The organism is Stenotrophomonas sp. S4, assembly GCF_054187805.2.
Genome location: NZ_CM196188.1, coordinates 3,049,883 through 3,065,864, shown reverse-complemented (window position 1 = coordinate 3,065,864; position 15,982 = coordinate 3,049,883). Strand labels below are relative to the sequence as shown.

11 protein-coding genes are annotated in these 15,982 nt (G+C 66.3%); 1 reads left to right on the top strand and 10 read right to left on the bottom strand.

Annotated elements, in window-relative coordinates:
* Positions 1-279: 279 nt before the first annotated feature.
* From ACUZUJ_RS14370 to purB, 8 genes are all read right to left on the bottom strand, one after another.
* Positions 280-1,422: a PDDEXK nuclease domain-containing protein gene (locus ACUZUJ_RS14370; RefSeq protein WP_104656817.1), complete on the bottom strand. Its 1,143-nt coding sequence runs from the start codon at positions 1,420-1,422 to the stop codon at positions 280-282.
* Complete coding sequence (locus tag ACUZUJ_RS14365; RefSeq protein WP_104656818.1) at positions 1,419-2,624, bottom strand: tyrosine-type recombinase/integrase; 1,206 nt, start codon at positions 2,622-2,624, stop codon at positions 1,419-1,421. Before ACUZUJ_RS14365 ends, ACUZUJ_RS14370 begins: the two co-directional genes overlap by 4 nt.
* Positions 2,625-2,876: 252 nt before the next feature.
* On the bottom strand, positions 2,877-4,313 hold the full coding sequence (gene lpdA / locus ACUZUJ_RS14360) for a dihydrolipoyl dehydrogenase (protein WP_008264626.1): 1,437 nt from the start codon (positions 4,311-4,313) through the stop codon (positions 2,877-2,879).
* Positions 4,314-4,376: 63 nt separating this feature from the next.
* Complete coding sequence (sucB, locus tag ACUZUJ_RS14355; protein WP_458219944.1) at positions 4,377-5,579, bottom strand: dihydrolipoyllysine-residue succinyltransferase; 1,203 nt, start codon at positions 5,577-5,579, stop codon at positions 4,377-4,379.
* A gap of 40 nt (positions 5,580-5,619) precedes the next feature.
* Positions 5,620-8,451 carry a 2-oxoglutarate dehydrogenase E1 component gene (locus tag ACUZUJ_RS14350; protein ID WP_014037774.1) on the bottom strand — a complete coding sequence of 944 codons (2,832 nt, stop codon included), beginning with the start codon at positions 8,449-8,451 and terminating at the stop codon, positions 5,620-5,622.
* Between the two features lie 186 nt (positions 8,452-8,637).
* Positions 8,638-9,534: a GNAT family N-acetyltransferase gene (locus ACUZUJ_RS14345; RefSeq protein WP_458219943.1), complete on the bottom strand. Its 897-nt coding sequence runs from the start codon at positions 9,532-9,534 to the stop codon at positions 8,638-8,640.
* A gap of 9 nt (positions 9,535-9,543) precedes the next feature.
* Entirely contained in the window at positions 9,544-10,956 is a 1,413-nt protein-coding gene (locus tag ACUZUJ_RS14340; protein WP_119006508.1) for a ribosomal protein uL16 3-hydroxylase, read from the bottom strand.
* A 691-nt stretch (positions 10,957-11,647) separates the two neighbouring features.
* A complete protein-coding gene (gene purB / locus ACUZUJ_RS14335; RefSeq protein ID WP_049443184.1) occupies positions 11,648-13,015 on the bottom strand; it encodes an adenylosuccinate lyase in 1,368 nt (455 codons plus the stop codon).
* Between the two features lie 294 nt (positions 13,016-13,309).
* Between purB and ACUZUJ_RS14330 the strand changes: the two genes are divergently transcribed.
* Positions 13,310-14,749, top strand: coding sequence for a class II fumarate hydratase (locus tag ACUZUJ_RS14330; protein ID WP_075677386.1), 1,440 nt, complete (start codon positions 13,310-13,312; stop codon positions 14,747-14,749).
* A 70-nt stretch (positions 14,750-14,819) separates the two neighbouring features.
* Here the strand turns inward: ACUZUJ_RS14330 and ACUZUJ_RS14325 are convergent, their stop codons facing one another.
* Entirely contained in the window at positions 14,820-15,245 is a 426-nt protein-coding gene (locus ACUZUJ_RS14325; protein ID WP_042358832.1) for a hypothetical protein, read from the bottom strand.
* A 106-nt stretch (positions 15,246-15,351) separates the two neighbouring features.
* Positions 15,352-15,957, bottom strand: a complete 606-nt coding sequence (locus ACUZUJ_RS14320) for a DUF2884 family protein (protein WP_101765773.1) — start codon at positions 15,955-15,957, stop codon at positions 15,352-15,354.
* Positions 15,958-15,982 lie beyond the last annotated feature (25 nt).

Here is a 15,982-nt window from a genome sequence, read left to right as displayed (position 1 = left end):
GCACGGCGCAGCGCAAGCAGTCAGGGGTCGCAGACGGCCGCCAGGACGCAAGCGCGCATTCGCGCGCGCCGCCCTTGACGGCGAGAACGCCGTGATACGGTGAAGGGAACAGCAAGACCGCCCACACCCCGCCCACTGCACACACCCGCCTTTGGGCAAGCGCAGCGCGCAGGCCCGAGAGGGCCGGAGGCGTCAGGGATCAAAGCCGGATGGCCGCGATTCGGCACGAAGCGCGGGGCGCAGCCCGCGAGCCCGACGGCGGCACGCCGGGACGCCCGGTTATCGCTTGCGCTTCCTGGGAAGCGCGGTCACGCGAGATTCGATCAGCCGACGCGTGTTCTCCAGTTCCTGTTGCAGCACTTCGGCATCCGGCAGCACCATCTTGTAATTCGCCGCCATCACCTTGTTGGGCAAGCCTTCCAGCGCGTACCGCGCCAAGGCGTACCCCTTGTCGGCGCAGAGAATCAAGCCCACGGGCGGGTTTTCCTCGGGGAACGTCCAGTGTTCCTTCGCATAGTTGCAATACAAGTGCATCTGGCCCACGTCGGCATGCGTCAACGCGCCGAGCTTCAAGTCGATGATGACCAGGCAACGCAAGCGCCGATGGAAAAACAGCAGATCGACGCGATACCACGTCTGGTCGATGCGCAAGCGACGCTGCCGCCCGACGAAGGTGAAGCCATCGCCCAGCTCCAGCAGGAAATCCTCCAGCCGCCGAATCAAGGCTTGTTCGAGGTCGGATTCGGAATACTCGTCCTTGAGGTCAAGGAACTCCAGCACGAGCGGGTCTTTGATCGCATCATCGACCGTCACGGCATCGGCCGGCTTCGGCACGGCGCCCTTGACCAGCATCGCCGCCTTGTTCTTCGACAGCGCCGTGCGCTCGTAGAACTGGCTGCCGATCTGCCGGTCAAGCTGGCGCACGCTCCAGCCGCCGCGCAGGGCTTCGGCTTCGTAGAACTGGCGCGCATGGTCGTCCTTGACCATCAGCAGCCGCACATAGGCCGACCACGGCAAGGGGAAGACCTGAGCCAGTTCGTCCAGCCGCCCAGGGCGCCCCTGCGACAGCGCTAGGGAAGATTCGCTAGACACTGTCTGGCGAATTGGCCAAGTCAGGAAGAATGACCGCATCTGCTGCAAGTTCGGGCGGCTGAACCCGCGCCCGAACTGCGTGGTCAGGTCTGCCGACAGCCGCTCGATCAACTGCTCGCCGTACCCCGCGCGGCGTTTGCCCTGCTGCTCGGCCTCCACGATGCGGCGGCCGATTTCCCAATAGCTGGCGGTCATCAGCGCGTTGACGCTGCGCGCCGTGGCGCGGCGTGCAGCGTCGAGCAGTTCCACGATGCCGCCGTGGATGCCGGCGTAGCCGGCAGGCAAGGCGGCAGCCTTGGCCGCCACTGCGGACGATTGCTTGCTGCTCATGCCGTTGCCTCCTGTGGCTGACTCTGCCGCGCCCCCGTGATGGCCTGGCGCCGGCTGGCCACCAGCTCGGCCGCATCGCGCACCGGCTTGTCCTCGGTGTGGACGTAGTGCATGAACTGCGCGACGGTCTTGTGCTGGGTCAGCTCCATACCGACCTTGATCGGGACACCAGAATTGGCAATGTCCGTCGCCGAGCGGTGGCGGATGCCGTGCGTGCCAACGTGCGGCACGCCAGCGGCCTTGAGCACCCGGCACCAGCCGCCATAGTGCTCGCCGAAGGTCAGGTGCTTGTCCGGGTCGTTGGGCGACGGCAGGACGTAGGGGCAACCTTCACGGCGCGGCGCCGTCGAAAGCAGCCGATAGGCTTCCGCGCTCATGGGCTTGGACATGCCGCCGGTCTTGCTGTCGGGCCAGACCACGCGGCGGTTCTCGAAGTCCAGCCAAGTCCATTCGAGTGGGCAGATTTCGGAGCGACGCGCAGCGAACTCGAATTGGAGGCGTATCGCCAGTGGGATGACGTAGTTCTCCAGTTCCTCCGCTTCCAGCTTCTCCAACTGGCGGAAGACGCGCACCAGTTCATCGTCCACGATGAGCCGGGTTTCCTTGCCAGGCGGGTACATCGGAACATGGCGGCACGGATTCGTGCCGTCCGGGCGGAAGCCCCACACTTCGGCCAGGTTGAACATCTTGCGCAGCACGCCGAAAGCCTTGTTCGCCTCGGTCGGCTTGTAGGCCAGCTTCTCCATCAGGCCCGCAATATCGGGCCGTTTCACGTCCTGCACCTTCTTGCGGCCCAGCAGCGGGATGATGCAGCGGTCGATGACGCCCTGATAGCCTTCCTGCGTGCTGGGCTTGTTGCGCTTCTTGGAGTAGTCCTCCATGAACTTCGTGCACAACTCGGCCATCGTGGGCGCTTTGCGCGCCTCGGCCTTGGCGCCGCCGGGGTCGCCGCCCCGGCGAACCTCGGCCAGCCAGTCCTGCGCCATGACGCGGGCCTGTTCAACCGTCAGTTCCCCGAACAACCCCAAGGCGGGCTTGCGGCGTTCCCCGGCGTTCGTGCGGTACTGAAGCATGAACACCCGACGGCCCGCCGGGGTGATCTTGCAGAGGAAGCCGGGCACCACGGTATCCCGCAGTTCGATGGCCGTGGCCTGGGGTTGCGCCGTCTCTACGGCGGTCTTGGTGAGCTTGATCTTTGCCATGATGACTCCTTGGAACGACCCGATTCCAGGAGCCAGATAGGAGCGGCGCGAGGGGAAACCGGGTCAGGTTTCGGAAAGCACCGGCATATGATGGACGCGCGTAAGTTATTGATAAACCTGCTGTATCGAGCTACAGCGCAGTCCAGCGAAATGTCGGGCTGGAGTCATCGTGAAACAAAAAACCCCGCCGAGGCGGGGTTCTTTGTTTGCAGGCGCCTGCCGATCAACGGCCGGCACCTACCCGGATGCAGATCAGTTCGCCTTGTGGATGGCGCGCTTGCTGACCGCCATCGCCGCGTCGTGGATCACTTCCGACAGCGACGGGTGGGCGTGGCAGATGCGGGCCAGGTCATCGGCCGAGCCGCTGAACTCCATGGTCAGCACGCCTTCGTGCACCAGTTCGGAGACGTTGGCGCCGACCAGGTGCATGCCGAGGATGCGATCGGTTTCGGCATGGGCCAGGATCTTCACGAAGCCAGCCGGCTCGATCATCGCCACGGCACGGCCGTTGGCGGCGAACGGGAAGCTGCCGGCCTTGTACGGAATGCCTTCGGCCTTCAGCTGGGCTTCGGTCTTGCCGACCCACGCCAGTTCCGGCTCGGTGTAGATGACCCACGGGATGGTGTCGAAGTTGACGTGGCCCGGCAGGCCGGCGATCAGCTCGGCCACCGCGATGCCTTCCTCGAAGCCCTTGTGGGCCAGCATCGGGCCGCGCACGCAGTCGCCGACCGCCCACACGCCGTTGACGCCGGTGTGGCAGTGCGCGTCGACTTCGATCTGGCCGCGCTCGTTGATTTTGACGCCGGTACCTTCGGCCAGCAGGCCCTTGGTGGCGGCGCGACGGCCAACGGCCACCAGCAGCTTGTCCACGGTCAGGGTCTTTTCGCCTTCGCTGTCGGTGTAGGTGACAACGACTTCCTTCTTCTTGCCCTTGCCGGTGATCTCGGTCTTGGAGACCTTGGCACCGAGGCGGATGTCCAGGCCCTGCTTCTTGAATTCCTTGGCAGCGGTCTTGGCCACTTCGGCGTCGGCCACGGCCAGGAACTCCGGCAGTGCTTCCAGGATGGTGACTTCAGCGCCCAGGCGCTTCCACACGCTGCCCAGTTCCAGGCCGATCACGCCGGCGCCGATCACGGCCAGGCGGTTCGGCACTTCGGTGAAGTCCAGGCCGCCGACGTTGTCGACGATGGTCTCGCCGTCGAACTTGGCGAACGGCAGTTCGATCGAATCCGAACCGGCCGCGATGATGACGTTGGTGCCCTTCAGCTCGACGATGGAACCGTCATGCTGGGTGACCTTGACCACGTTGCCCGGCTGCAGTTCGCCGAAACCGTAGTAGGCGGCGACCTTGTTGGCCTTGAACAGCATGCCGATGCCGCCGGTGAACTGCTTGACGATCTTGTCCTTGCGGCCAACCATCGCCTCGACGTCGATCTTGGCATCCTTGAAGCTGATGCCGTGGTCGCCAAAGATGTGGCCCATGTTCCAGAACTGGCGCGAGGAATCCAGCAGCGCCTTGGACGGGATGCAGCCCACGCGCAGGCAGGTGCCGCCGAGGGCCGGCTTGCCGTCCTTGCCCAGCGCTGCGTCGATGCAGGCGGTCTTCAGGCCCAGCTGGGCCGCGCGGATGGCAGCGTGGTAACCGGCCGGGCCGGCACCGATGACGACGACGTCGAATTGTTCAGCCATTGAATTATTCCTTGATGCATTACCAGAACCCCTCCGCGCAGGCGCGGAGGGGCGGGAGGTTTCTTACAGGCCGAACAGCATGCGGCCCGGGTTTTCCAGCTGGTTCTTGATGTCCACCAGGAACTGCACCGAGTCCTTGCCGTCGATGATGCGGTGGTCGTACGACAGCGCCAGGTACATCATCGGCGCGATCACGACCTGGCCGTTCTGGGCGATCGGACGCTCCTTGATGGCGTGCATGCCCAGGATGGCGCTCTGCGGCGGGTTGATGATCGGGGTCGACAGCAGCGAACCGAAGGTGCCGCCGTTGGTCACGGTGAAGGTGCCGCCCTGCAGTTCTTCCAGGCTCAGCTTGCCGTCACGGGCCTTCTTGGCGTAGTCGGAGATGGTCTTCTCGATGTCGGCGAACGACATGCGCTCGACGTTGCGCAGCACCGGCGTGACCAGGCCCTTCTCGGTCGACACGGCGATCGAGATGTCCGAGTAGCCGTGGTAGATGATGTCGTCGCCGTCGATCGAGGCGTTGACCAGCGGGAAGCGCTGCAGCGCGTTGGCAGCGGCCTTCACGAAGAAGCTCATGAAGCCCAGCTTGATGCCGTGTGCCTTGACGAACTCGTCCTGCAGTTCCTTGCGCGCAGCCGAGACCTTGGACAGGTCGACTTCGTTGAAGGTGGTCAGCATGGCGGTGGAGTTCTTCGACTCCATCAGGCGCTCGGCGATGCGCTTGCGGATGCGGGTCATCGGCACGCGTTCTTCCGGACGTGCGCCACCGGCCTTGCCGGCGCCGCCGTTGCGGGCGAAGTTGACGATGTCTTCCTTGGTCACCGCGCCGCGACGGCCGGTGCCGTCGACGTCGGCCGGGTTCACGCCTTCCGTGATAGCGGTGAAGCGGGCGCCCGGCGGCAGCGCGTCGGCGGCCGACTTGGCAGCCGGGGCCGGAGCGGCGGCAGCGGCCGGAGCCGCGGCGGCCGGGGCAGCAGCGGCAGCCGGAGCGGCTTCAGCGGCCGGAGCCGGGGCAGCAGCGACGGCGCCTTCCTCGATGATCGCCACGACCTGGCTGGAGGTCACGGTCGAGCCTTCGGCGAACTTGATTTCCTTGAGCACGCCGTCGACCGGCGACGGCACTTCCAGGACGACCTTGTCGGTTTCCAGGTCAAGCAGGTTTTCGTCGCGCTTGACGGCGTCGCCCACCTTCTTGTGCCAGGTGGCGATGGTGCCGTCGGCGACGGATTCGGGCAGTACCGGGGCTTTGACTTCGGTGGCCATTGCGGGAGCTTCCTGGTTTGTCTTCTAAATAGGGGGAGGATTATTCAGCGAACGTGTCGTTGAACGGGTTGACCAGTGCATCGGCGACCAGCTGCTGCTGTTCGCGGACGTGGTCAGCCATGTGACCGGCAGCCGGCGAAGCCGAACGTGCGCGACCGGCGTAGTGCAGGTTCTGGCCATCGGCCAGGCAGAACTGCAGGTGGTGGCGGATCTGGTACCACGCACCCTGGTTCTGCGGTTCTTCCTGCGTCCACACCACGTCGGTGGCCTTGCCGTACTTCTTCAGTTCGGCAGCCAGCAGCGCACGCGGGAACGGGTACAGCTGCTCCACGCGGATGATCGCCACGTCGTCCTGGCCACGCTTGGTCTGGTCTTCCAGCAGGTCGTAGTAGACCTTGCCCGAGCACAGCACCACGCGCTTGACCTTCTTGGCGTCCGCGTTGGCGTCGCCGATCAGGTGCTGGAACTCGCCGTTAGCCAGTTCGTCCAGGGTCGACACGGCCAGCTTGTGGCGCAGCAGCGACTTCGGCGACATCACCACCAGCGGCTTGCGGGTGGTCAGGTGCAGCTGGCGGCGCAGCATGTGGAAGGCCTGTGCCGGGGTCGACGGCACGACCACCAGCATGTTCTCCAGCGCGCACAGCTGCAGGAAGCGCTCCAGGCGCGCCGAGCTGTGTTCCGGGCCCTGACCTTCATAGCCATGCGGCAGCAGCAGGGTCAGGCCGGAGATGCGGCCCCACTTGGCTTCACCGGCGGCGATGAACTGGTCGATGACGACCTGGGCACCGTTGGCGAAGTCGCCGAACTGGCCTTCCCAGATGCACAGCGTGTTCGGATCGGTGGTGGAGAAGCCGTACTCATAGGCCATCACCGCTTCTTCGCTCAGCAGCGAATCGATGACGGTGGCCTTCTCCGGCGAATCCACCAGCTGCCGCAGCGGCATGTAGTAGTTGTCGGTCTTCTGGTCGTGCAGGATCGCGTGGCGGTGCGTGAACGTGCCGCGGCCGACGTCCTGGCCGACCAGACGCAGGGCACTGCCTTCGTCGAGCAGGGTGGCGTACGCCAGGTTCTCGGCAAAGCCCCAGTCGCCCGGGATCTCGCCGGCGGCCATCTTGCGGCGGTCGTCGTAGACCTTGGCCACGCGCGAATGCAGCTGCACTTCGTCCGGAATGGTGTTGATCAGCTTGGCCAGCTCGACCAGCTTGTTCTTCTCGACCTTGGTCGAGACCGGATCGGACAGTTTGCCTTCCAGCAGCTTCGGCCAGTCGACGAACAGCGGGCTGGTCGGCGGAGTCTTCTCGACCTTGGCCAGCTCGGTGGTCACTTCACCGGCGTCCAGCTTCTCACGGTAGGCATCGACCATCGCCTTGCCGGCACCGGCGGCGATCACGCCCGCCTTTTCCAGCTGCTCGGCGTACATCTCGCGGGTGGTGGCGTGCTTGCGGATCACCTGGTACATCAGCGGCTGGGTGATCGCCGGTTCGTCGGCCTCGTTGTGGCCCCAACGCCGGTAGCACATCAGGTCGATGACCACGTCCTTGGCGAACGTCTGGCGGAACTCGAAGGCCAGCTGTGCGGCGAACACCACGGCTTCCGGATCATCGCCATTCACGTGCAGCACCGGTGCGGCGATCATCTTCGCCACGTCGGTGGCATAGCGCGTGGAGCGCGTATCCAGCGGGTTGGAGGTGGTGAAGCCGACCTGGTTGTTGACCACGATGTGCACGGTGCCGCCGACGGCGAAGCCGCGGGCCTGCGACATCTGGAACAGTTCCATGACCACGCCCTGGCCGGAGAAGGCCGCGTCGCCGTGGATCAGGATCGGCATGACCTGCTTGCGTGCGGTGTCCTTGCGGCGCTCCTGGCGCGAACGCACGGAACCGGCCACGACCGGGTCGGCGATTTCCAGGTGCGACGGGTTGAACGCCAGCGCCAGGTGCACCGGGCCGCCGTCGGTGGCGACGTCGGCGGAGAAGCCCATGTGGTACTTCACGTCACCGGCCGACGCGTGCTCGTCGTGTTCGAACTTGCCTTCGAATTCGTCGAACAGCTTGCGCGGGTTCTTGCCCAGGGTGTTGACCAGCACGTTCAGGCGGCCGCGGTGGGCCATGCCGATCACCACGTCCTTGACGCCATCCTTGCCGGCGCTGCGGATGATGGTGTCCATCATCGGGATCAGCGAGTCGCCGCCTTCCAGCGAGAAGCGCTTCTGGCCGACGTACTTGGTGTGCAGGTAGCGCTCCAGGCCTTCGGCCGCGGTCAGGCGCTCCAGGGTGCGGCGCTGGGTGTCAGCGTCCAGCTGGTAGTTGCCACCGGCCGCTTCCAGCTTCTTGTAGATCCACTGGCGCTGCTCGACCTCCGAGATGTGCATGAACTCCGCACCGATCGAGCCGGTGTAGGTCGCCTTCAGGCGTGCCAGCAGGTCGCGCAGCTTCATGCGCGGCTGGCCGCCGACGCCGCCGGTGCTGAACTCGCTGTTGAGGTCGCCATCGGACAGGCTGTGGAACGGCAGGCCCAGGTCCGGGGTGTTGACCGGCGCGGCCAGGCCCAGCGGATCGAGGCGGGCGTCCAGGTGGCCGCGCGAACGGTAGGCGGTGATCAGACGACCGACATTGCGCTCGCGCTCGTCGCCCGCACCATTGCCGGTGCCGGCTTTCAGCGCATCCTTGGCCGCGTCCGCGATGTGGGAGATGACGGCCGAGTGCGGAATGTCACCTGCTTCGCGGCCCTTGAAGCCGTCGAAGTAGGTTTTCCATTTGGGATCGACACTATCCGGGGAGACCAGGTACTGCTCGTACAGGTCCTCGACATAGGAGGCGTTGCCGCCGGCGAGTTGCGAAGATTGCGCAAACTGCTTCAGTTGATTGTCCACGATGGAGGGTGTTGATTCGCTTTGTGGGGTATGGCTTCAGAAGGACCCGGCACGAAGATGAATAGCCATGCACGGGCGCGTTCAAACAGCCAAATTGTACCCCCAACCGGACACGAAGGGGCACCACCCGAGGCATCGTGCGTCCCCCGGTGCCGCTCCCAGACAGGTTGGCGCGGTGGCGCGCGCTCAGATGCCGAGCGCACGCAGTTCGCTGCAATCGCGCGAACGGTCCCAGACGCGCTGCAATTGCTGCTCGAACGGCTGCGAACGTGCAGGCAGCGCGATGCCGGCCTCGCCGTCGAGGCGATGGCCGATCAGACGAAAGTAGAAGTCGCCCGCATCGTTGAGCAGGCACGCCGAGGCCAGCGCGCGGTCGATCGGGTCGCTGACCTCGCGGAACTGGATCACGCTGGGCAGGCGCTGGGCCAGCGCCAGCAGCGGCGCGCCGGCAGCGGCGATCGCGGCCGCGTCGTGCACGATCACCCGCAGCTGCTTGTCGTGACGGGCGGTGACGAAGCGGCGCAGGGCGGCCTGCACCGGCGGTGCGTCAAGCAGTCCGGGGTCCAGCTGGCGGCTGTGCAGCCACAGCTGGCGGCGGGCGCGGTGGATGATGGCGGTGGTGATGGCCACCGCCTCGGCGCGGCTGTCGATGGCGCTGGCCGCGCCCAGCCGGCGGCGCATCTGCTGGTGGCCGATGCCGGCCTCCTCGAACACCTCGCCCTCGGGCAGGAAGCCCTGGCGGGCATAGAAATCGCGGGCCGGCAGCTGGGCGTGCAGGTGCAGTTCGGCCAGGCCGAGCCTGCGCCCAGCCTCGACCAGTGCCTCCAACAGGGCCTCGCCGACACCGTTGCTGCGATGGCTGGCCAGCACGGCCATGCGGCCGATGCGACCGTCCGGGGCCAGCCGGCCGGTGCCGACCGGCTGGCCGTCACTGTCCAGCGCCAGCACATGGGCGCTGACCGGGTCCAGCGCATCGCGTTCCAGCTCGGCGGCGATGCCCTGTTCCTGCACGAACACGCGTTGGCGCACCTCGTGGATGGCGACGTGGGCATCGGCGTGGCTGACCTGCTGGACCCGGATCATGGCGATGGCTCAGGCCCGGCCGGCGCTGTCGTCTTCTTCGTCGTCCTCGAAGTTGACGATGACCTCGATACCGTCGTCGTGCACGGTCACGGAGTGGACATCGTCGGACACCGCATCGGCGTCGATCGCATCCACGCGGTCGCGGCCTTCGACGACCTCGCCGAGCACCACGGCATCCTCGCCGTCTTCCTCGTCTTCGGCCTCGTATACCTCATTCGGGTCGATCAGCTGGAACACACCACCGACCAGCAGCTGCTGGACCACGGCCCGGCCCTTGTCGGACAGGCCGCGATAAGCGGCGGCATCGAGCTGTTCGGCGCCAGCCAGGCGCTGCGCGTCCTTCACTGGCAGCGCGAAGTCCTGGCCGCTGACGTACAGGCTGGCGCCACGCTTGGCCCGGCGCCAGGCCAGGCGGGCCCACGGGTGGCGCTGCAGCAGCAGGCCCGAGGCCAGCGCTTCGACCACTTCCTCCGCGGCCGGTGCGGCCTGGTGGGCCATCACTTCGCCGGCGGCGCGGTAGGTGGTGATGAAGCGGCCGAACCAGTCGCCCAGCTTGTCCGGGTCGTTCATGCGGATGGCGTTGAGGGCGGTGATCACCCGTGCCATCGCCACCGTATCGATTTCGTTCGGGTCGGCCGGCACCTTCAGGTCGGCATCCTGGTAGCGGATGTTCTCGTCGGCATCGGCGATCAGGGTGTCCAGGTAGTCGCTGATCAGCTCGGCCGACGCCGGTGCGCGCATGCCGAACGAGAAGGTCAGGCAGGGATCTTCGGCGACACCGTGGTGCGGCACGTTCGGCGGCAGGTACAGCATGTCGCCCGGCGCCAGCACCCAGTCGTGGGTCGGCTTGAACACCTTCAGCAGCTTCAGTTCGACGTCCGGGCGGAAGCCCAGCGGCGGCTGCTTGCCCTTGATCGATTCGCTGGCGTCGATCTGCCAGCGGCGATGGCCATGGGCCTGCAGCAGGAACACGTCGTACTGGTCGACGTGGGCGCCGACCGAGCCGCCGGTGGCGGCAAAGCTGATCATCACGTCATCCATGCGCCAGCGCGGCAGGAAGCTGAAGTGCTCGATCAGGGCGCGCACGTCCTTGTCCCACTTGTCGACATCCTGCACCAGCAGGGTCCAGTCGTGGTCGGGCAGGGCGGGGAAGATGTCTTCCTGGAACGGGCCGCTGCGAACGCGCCAGCTGTCCTGCGTCTTGTCGTGCTCGATCAGGCGCGCCAGCACGCCTTCCTCGCAGGCCAGGCCGGCCAGGTCTTCCGGCTGCACCGGGGTCTGGAAGTCCGGGAAGGCATTGCGGATCAGCAGCGGGCGCTTCTGCCAGAAGTCGCGCAGGAACACGGCCGGGGACATGCCCAGCGGCTGTCCGGGGCGGGCGGTGACTTCGATGACGGGGGCGGTGGATTTACGGGCGGCCATGGGGGGATCCTTGCAGCGGAAAGCGGGAGGGGCGGTGTGGCGGACCGCCTGAGATGTCCATTGTCCGCCGTTCGTGGGGATTGCGCACGTGCGCGGGTTTGTCGCGGGGTGTCCGGCCAACGGCGGAGCCCCTTGTGGCGACATCTTGGTAGGGTCGACTGTTAGTCGACCGTCTTCATGAGCTGGGCCGGGCGGGTGGGCCATGCAGGGGACGCTGCAAGTACGTCCCTGTAAGCTCGATGGCGCCATCCATGGCGCCAACGCCCCTGCATGGCCCACCCGCCCGTCCCCTGACAGTTTCCTGCGCGGCCCGCCACGGAATGGAAGAAGATCAAAGGCAACAGCGGGTCGCGCGCTGCGCTTGCTCATGCTCCTGACCCCATCGGACAAACAAAAGAGGGACGCGGCGAAGCCGCGTCCCTCTTTCAAATTCCATCTCGATAACCCAATGCTCTTCGATCCGTCACCGGAAATCTGTCAGAGGTGGGGCGGGATGGGTTCGCGGGGGTGTCCGCGGCATGGATGCCGCGGCCAAGCCCCCAGGGACGGGTTCACGGCGTCCCCCGCGAACCCAACCCGCCCCGCCAAGCACGGCATAACCCAGAGCCGCCTTTGACGTTGCAGTTGCTGTTGCCGTTGCAGTAAAGCCTGCCGCAGGCAGCGCCCGCGGCCGCCGCCGCAAAGGAAACCCTTAAATCTTCTTCGCCAGCGACTCGGCCAGGCCGGTGTAGCTGCCCGGGGTCATCTCCAGCAGACGCTGCTTCGCATCCGCCGGCAGCTCCAGCCCCTGCACGAACGCACGCATCGACTCGGCCGTGATGCCCTGGCCGCGGGTCAGCGCCTTCAGCTGCTCGTACGGATTCGGCAGGCCGTGGCGGCGCATCACCGTCTGCACGGCCTCGGCCAGCACTTCCCAGGCCGCGTCCAGATCGGCGTCCAGGCGCTGCGGGTTCACTTCCAGCTTGCCCAGGCCCTTGGCCAGCGAATCCAGTGCCACCTGGCTGTGGCCGAACGCGGTACCCAGCGCACGCAGCACGGTGGAGTCGGTCAGGTCACGCTGCCAGCGGCTGATCGGCAGCTTCGCGCTGAAGTGTTCGAACAGCGCGTTGGCGATGCCGAAGTTGCCTTCCGCATTCTCGAAATCGATCGGGTTGACCTTGTGCGGCATCGTCGACGAACCGACTTCGCCTTCCTTCAGGCGCTGCTTGAAGTAGCCCAGCGAAACGTAGCCCCAGATGTCACGGGCCAGGTCGATCAGGATGATGTTGGCGCGGCGTGCGGCATCGCCGATCTCGGCGATGTTGTCGTGCGGCTCGATCTGGGTGGTGTACGGGTTGAACACCAGGCCCAGGCCGGTCACGAAGCGCTCGGCGAAGGCCGGCCAGTCCACGTCCGGGTAGCTGGCGATGTGGGCGTTGTAGTTGCCGACCGCGCCGTTGATCTTGCCGGTCAGTTCGACGGCGGCGATCTGCCTGCGCTGGCGCTCCAGGCGGGCGACCACGTTGGCCAGTTCCTTGCCCAGGGTGGTCGGCGAGGCGGTCTGGCCGTGGGTGCGCGACAGCATCGGCTGGCCGGCCTGGGCGTGGGCCAGGGTGCGCAGGGTGCTGGCGATGCCGTCCAGGGTCGGCAGCAGCACCTCGCGGCGCGCCTGTTCCAGCATCAGCCCGTAGCTGAGGTTGTTGATGTCTTCGCTGGTGCAGGCGAAATGCACGAATTCCAGCGCCGGGGCCAGCTCGGCGTCGTCCTTCAGCTGTTCCTTGATGAAGTACTCCACCGCCTTGACGTCATGGTTGGTGGTGCGCTCGATCTCCTTCACGCGCGCGGCCTGGGCCGGGCTGAAGCCGGCGGCCAGCGCGCGCAGGCGGGCGATGGCGGCGTCGGAGAACGGCGCCAGTTCGACGATGCCCGGCTCGGCGGCCAGGGCCAGCAGCCATTCCACCTCGACCGTGATGCGGGCCTTGATCAGGCCGTACTCGGAGAAGATCGGGCGCAGGGCGTCGACCTTGCCGGCGTAGCGGCCATCGAGCGGGGACAGGGCGAGCAGGGCGGAATCGGACATGTCGGCAGGGCTGGGACGAGCGGCGGGGCCGATATTCTACGACGTGCCGGTGAGGTAGTGCCGGCCGCTGGCCGGCAAACACGCCCGGCCCACGATTCCATGGAATTCCGGCCAGCAGCCGGCACTACCTCTTGTGCGTGCAGGACGGCCGTGCAGATGGAACGATCTGGCCCGTCCTCGTCATCCCACGCTACGGGCAAGGGAGTATCGTTGGCACAGCCGCCAGCCCGGGAAGCGACACCCTGCCAGCCGCCGCTTCCCTTTCCCCAACTGAAGTAGTGCGGAGTTGATGCAATGAGCAAAGCTGCAAGCAAGGGTGCCACCCCGGGATTCCGGATCGAACATGACAGCATGGGCGAACTGCAGGTGCCTGCCGATGCCCTGTGGGGCGCGCAGACCCAGCGTGCCGTGCAGAATTTCCCGGTGTCGGGCCAGCGCATGCCGCGCGGTTTCATCCGTGCACTGGGCCTGGTCAAGGGCGCTGCTGCCGGCGTCAACGCCGAGCTGGGCCATCTGCCGAAGACCGTGGCCAAGGCCATCCAGACCGCTGCTGCCGAAGTGGCTGCCGGCAACTGGGATGCGCAGTTTCCGATCGATGTCTACCAGACTGGTTCGGGCACTTCCTCGAACATGAATGCCAACGAGGTCATCGCCACCCTGGCCAATCGTGCCGGCAAGGCCGGCAAGACCGCGGTGCACCCCAATGACCACGTCAACCAGGGGCAGAGCTCCAATGACGTGATCCCGACCGCGTTGCGCGTATCGGCGGTACTGGCGGCGCATGAGCAGCTGCTGCCAGCGCTGGTGCACCTGCGCAAGACCCTCGACAAGAAGGGCCGCAGCCTGCGCAAGGTGGTCAAGACCGGCCGTACCCATCTGATGGATGCGATGCCGCTGACCTTCGAGCAGGAGTTCGGCGCATGGTCCGCACAGCTGGCCTCGGCGCAGGAGCGCATCGAAGACAGCCTGAAGCGCGTGCGTCGCCTGCCGCTCGGCGGCACCGCCATCGGTACCGGCATCAATGCCGATCCGCGCTTCGGCGCGCAGGTGGCCAAGGCGCTGAAGCAGCAGACCGGTTTCAAGTTCGACAGCGCCGAGAACAAGTTCGAAGGCCTGGCCGCGCAGGATGATGCCGTGGAACTGTCGGGCCAGCTCAATGCACTGGCCGTGGCGCTGATCAAGATCGCCAATGACCTTCGCTGGATGAACGCCGGTCCGCTGGCCGGGCTGGGCGAGATCGAATTGCCGGCGCTGCAGCCGGGCAGCTCGATCATGCCGGGCAAGGTCAATCCGGTGATTCCGGAGGCGACGGTGATGGCCTGCGCGCAGGTGATCGGCCACCACACCGCGATCACCGTGGCCGGGCAGACCGGCAATTTCCAGCTCAATGTCACCCTCCCGCTGATCGCGGTGAACCTGCTGGATGGCATCGGCCTGCTGGCCAATGTGTCCCGCCTGCTGGCCGACAGCGCGATTGCCGGGCTGAAGGTGCGCGAGGATCGTGTCGCCGAGGCGCTGGCGCGCAATCCGATCCTGGTCACCGCGCTGAACCCGATCATCGGCTACGAGAAGGCGGCGGCCATCGCCAAGCGTGCCTACAAGGAACAGCGCCCGGTGCTGGACGTCGCGCTGGAGGACAGCGGCCTGGACGAAGCCGAACTGCGCCGCCTGCTGGACCCGGCCGCGCTGACTGCCGGTGGCATCCAGGCGGGGGGCGGTGGCGCCGGCGGTTGATCGAACGGCGTGCGGACCAAGGTCCGCACCCACCACACGCAGAAACGCCGCCCTTGGGCGGCGTTTTTCTTCAGCGACGGTCGGCGACGATGTTGCCGAACGTGTCGGTGTAGTCCTTGAACTCCGGGATGCGCTGGATCAGGTCCGCCGGAATCACTTCCATGCCCTCGGGCGGCTGGATCTTCACCGGCTGCATGTTGGGATCGGCCGGTGCGGCCACCAGGGTGTTCTGGCGCAGCACCTGCAGTTTGCCGAACATGGTCTGCAGCATCTGCTTCTGTGCCTCGTCCAGCGGGATCTGGATCTCGTCCACCTTCATCGAGCCATCGCCGAGGATGATGATGTTCGGTGCCGGCGGGCGACGCACGGTGACCATGCCTTCGCTGACGGAAATCTTGGGCTTGCCGCGCTCGGCGCGGTGGTTGCGGTAATCCTTGTCACAGCCGACCAGGCCCAGGCAGAGCAGGGCGGCCAGCAGCAGGAACAACTTCTTCATGGCATTCGGTTCGGGGGCGTCCGGGGCCGCCATTGTAAGCCGGTCGGCGCACTGCGGCCGGCAGCAGGGCGCCACTGCCGGCCGGGTGCGCTGATCTGTCACAGGCCTAGCGCTGGACCACGGTGTCCTTGCCGCAGTCGTCGACGTCACTCTGGTCCATCGTTGCGTAGGGCTTGAACGCGGGCAGCGATGCGGCCAGCGCCTGCTGGCTGGCCAGCATCGCCGGCAGGCGCTCGCAGATGCGCTTTGCCTGGGCCTCGATCTTCGCCGCCTTGGCGTTGATCCGCTTCTCGATGCCATCGCTGTCGCCACTGAAGATGCCCTTCAGCGCTTCGCTGGCAGCATCGGTGCCGAGTTTGGCGCCGGCCAGGCCGATCTCCATGCCTTCATTCGCCACGGCCACCACCTGGCTGCGGTATGCCTGCAGCTGGCGGCGCTGGTTGGCATCGGCCGGTACATCCTTGCCGTCGATCAGCAGACGGCCGTCGGGGGTGATCTCGGCCTGTGGCTGGTTGGAGGCGGAAATCTTGATGTTGCCCTCGGTGATTTCCTTGCGGGCATCGTCCATAGCCTCCTTGACGGTCTGGCCGACGCCACTGGTGGCCTCGGCGACGCTCTTGCCGACGGTCTTGTCGGGCGCGGAAGAAGTGCCGCCGCAGGCGATCAGCGGCAGGCACAGCAGGGTGGCAGGCAGCACGCGCAGCAGGTTCATGGCAATTCCCTCGAATCGGTCGGGT

Excerpts from the sequence above, each read along its gene's own strand:
- ACUZUJ_RS14370 (WP_104656817.1), bottom strand. The coding sequence starts at position 1,422 with ATGAGCAGCAAGCAATCGTCCGCAGTGGCGGCCAAGGCTGCCGCCTTG.
- ACUZUJ_RS14365 (WP_104656818.1), bottom strand. The coding sequence starts at position 2,624 with ATGGCAAAGATCAAGCTCACCAAGACCGCCGTAGAGACGGCGCAACCC.
- lpdA (WP_008264626.1), bottom strand. The coding sequence starts at position 4,313 with ATGGCTGAACAATTCGACGTCGTCGTCATCGGTGCCGGCCCGGCCGGT.
- sucB (WP_458219944.1), bottom strand. The coding sequence starts at position 5,579 with ATGGCCACCGAAGTCAAAGCCCCGGTACTGCCCGAATCCGTCGCCGAC.
- ACUZUJ_RS14345 (WP_458219943.1), bottom strand. The coding sequence starts at position 9,534 with ATGATCCGGGTCCAGCAGGTCAGCCACGCCGATGCCCACGTCGCCATC.
- ACUZUJ_RS14340 (WP_119006508.1), bottom strand. The coding sequence starts at position 10,956 with ATGGCCGCCCGTAAATCCACCGCCCCCGTCATCGAAGTCACCGCCCGC.
- purB (WP_049443184.1), bottom strand. The coding sequence starts at position 13,015 with ATGTCCGATTCCGCCCTGCTCGCCCTGTCCCCGCTCGATGGCCGCTAC.
- ACUZUJ_RS14330 (WP_075677386.1), top strand. The coding sequence starts at position 13,310 with ATGAGCAAAGCTGCAAGCAAGGGTGCCACCCCGGGATTCCGGATCGAA.
- ACUZUJ_RS14325 (WP_042358832.1), bottom strand. The coding sequence starts at position 15,245 with ATGAAGAAGTTGTTCCTGCTGCTGGCCGCCCTGCTCTGCCTGGGCCTG.
- ACUZUJ_RS14320 (WP_101765773.1), bottom strand. The coding sequence starts at position 15,957 with ATGAACCTGCTGCGCGTGCTGCCTGCCACCCTGCTGTGCCTGCCGCTG.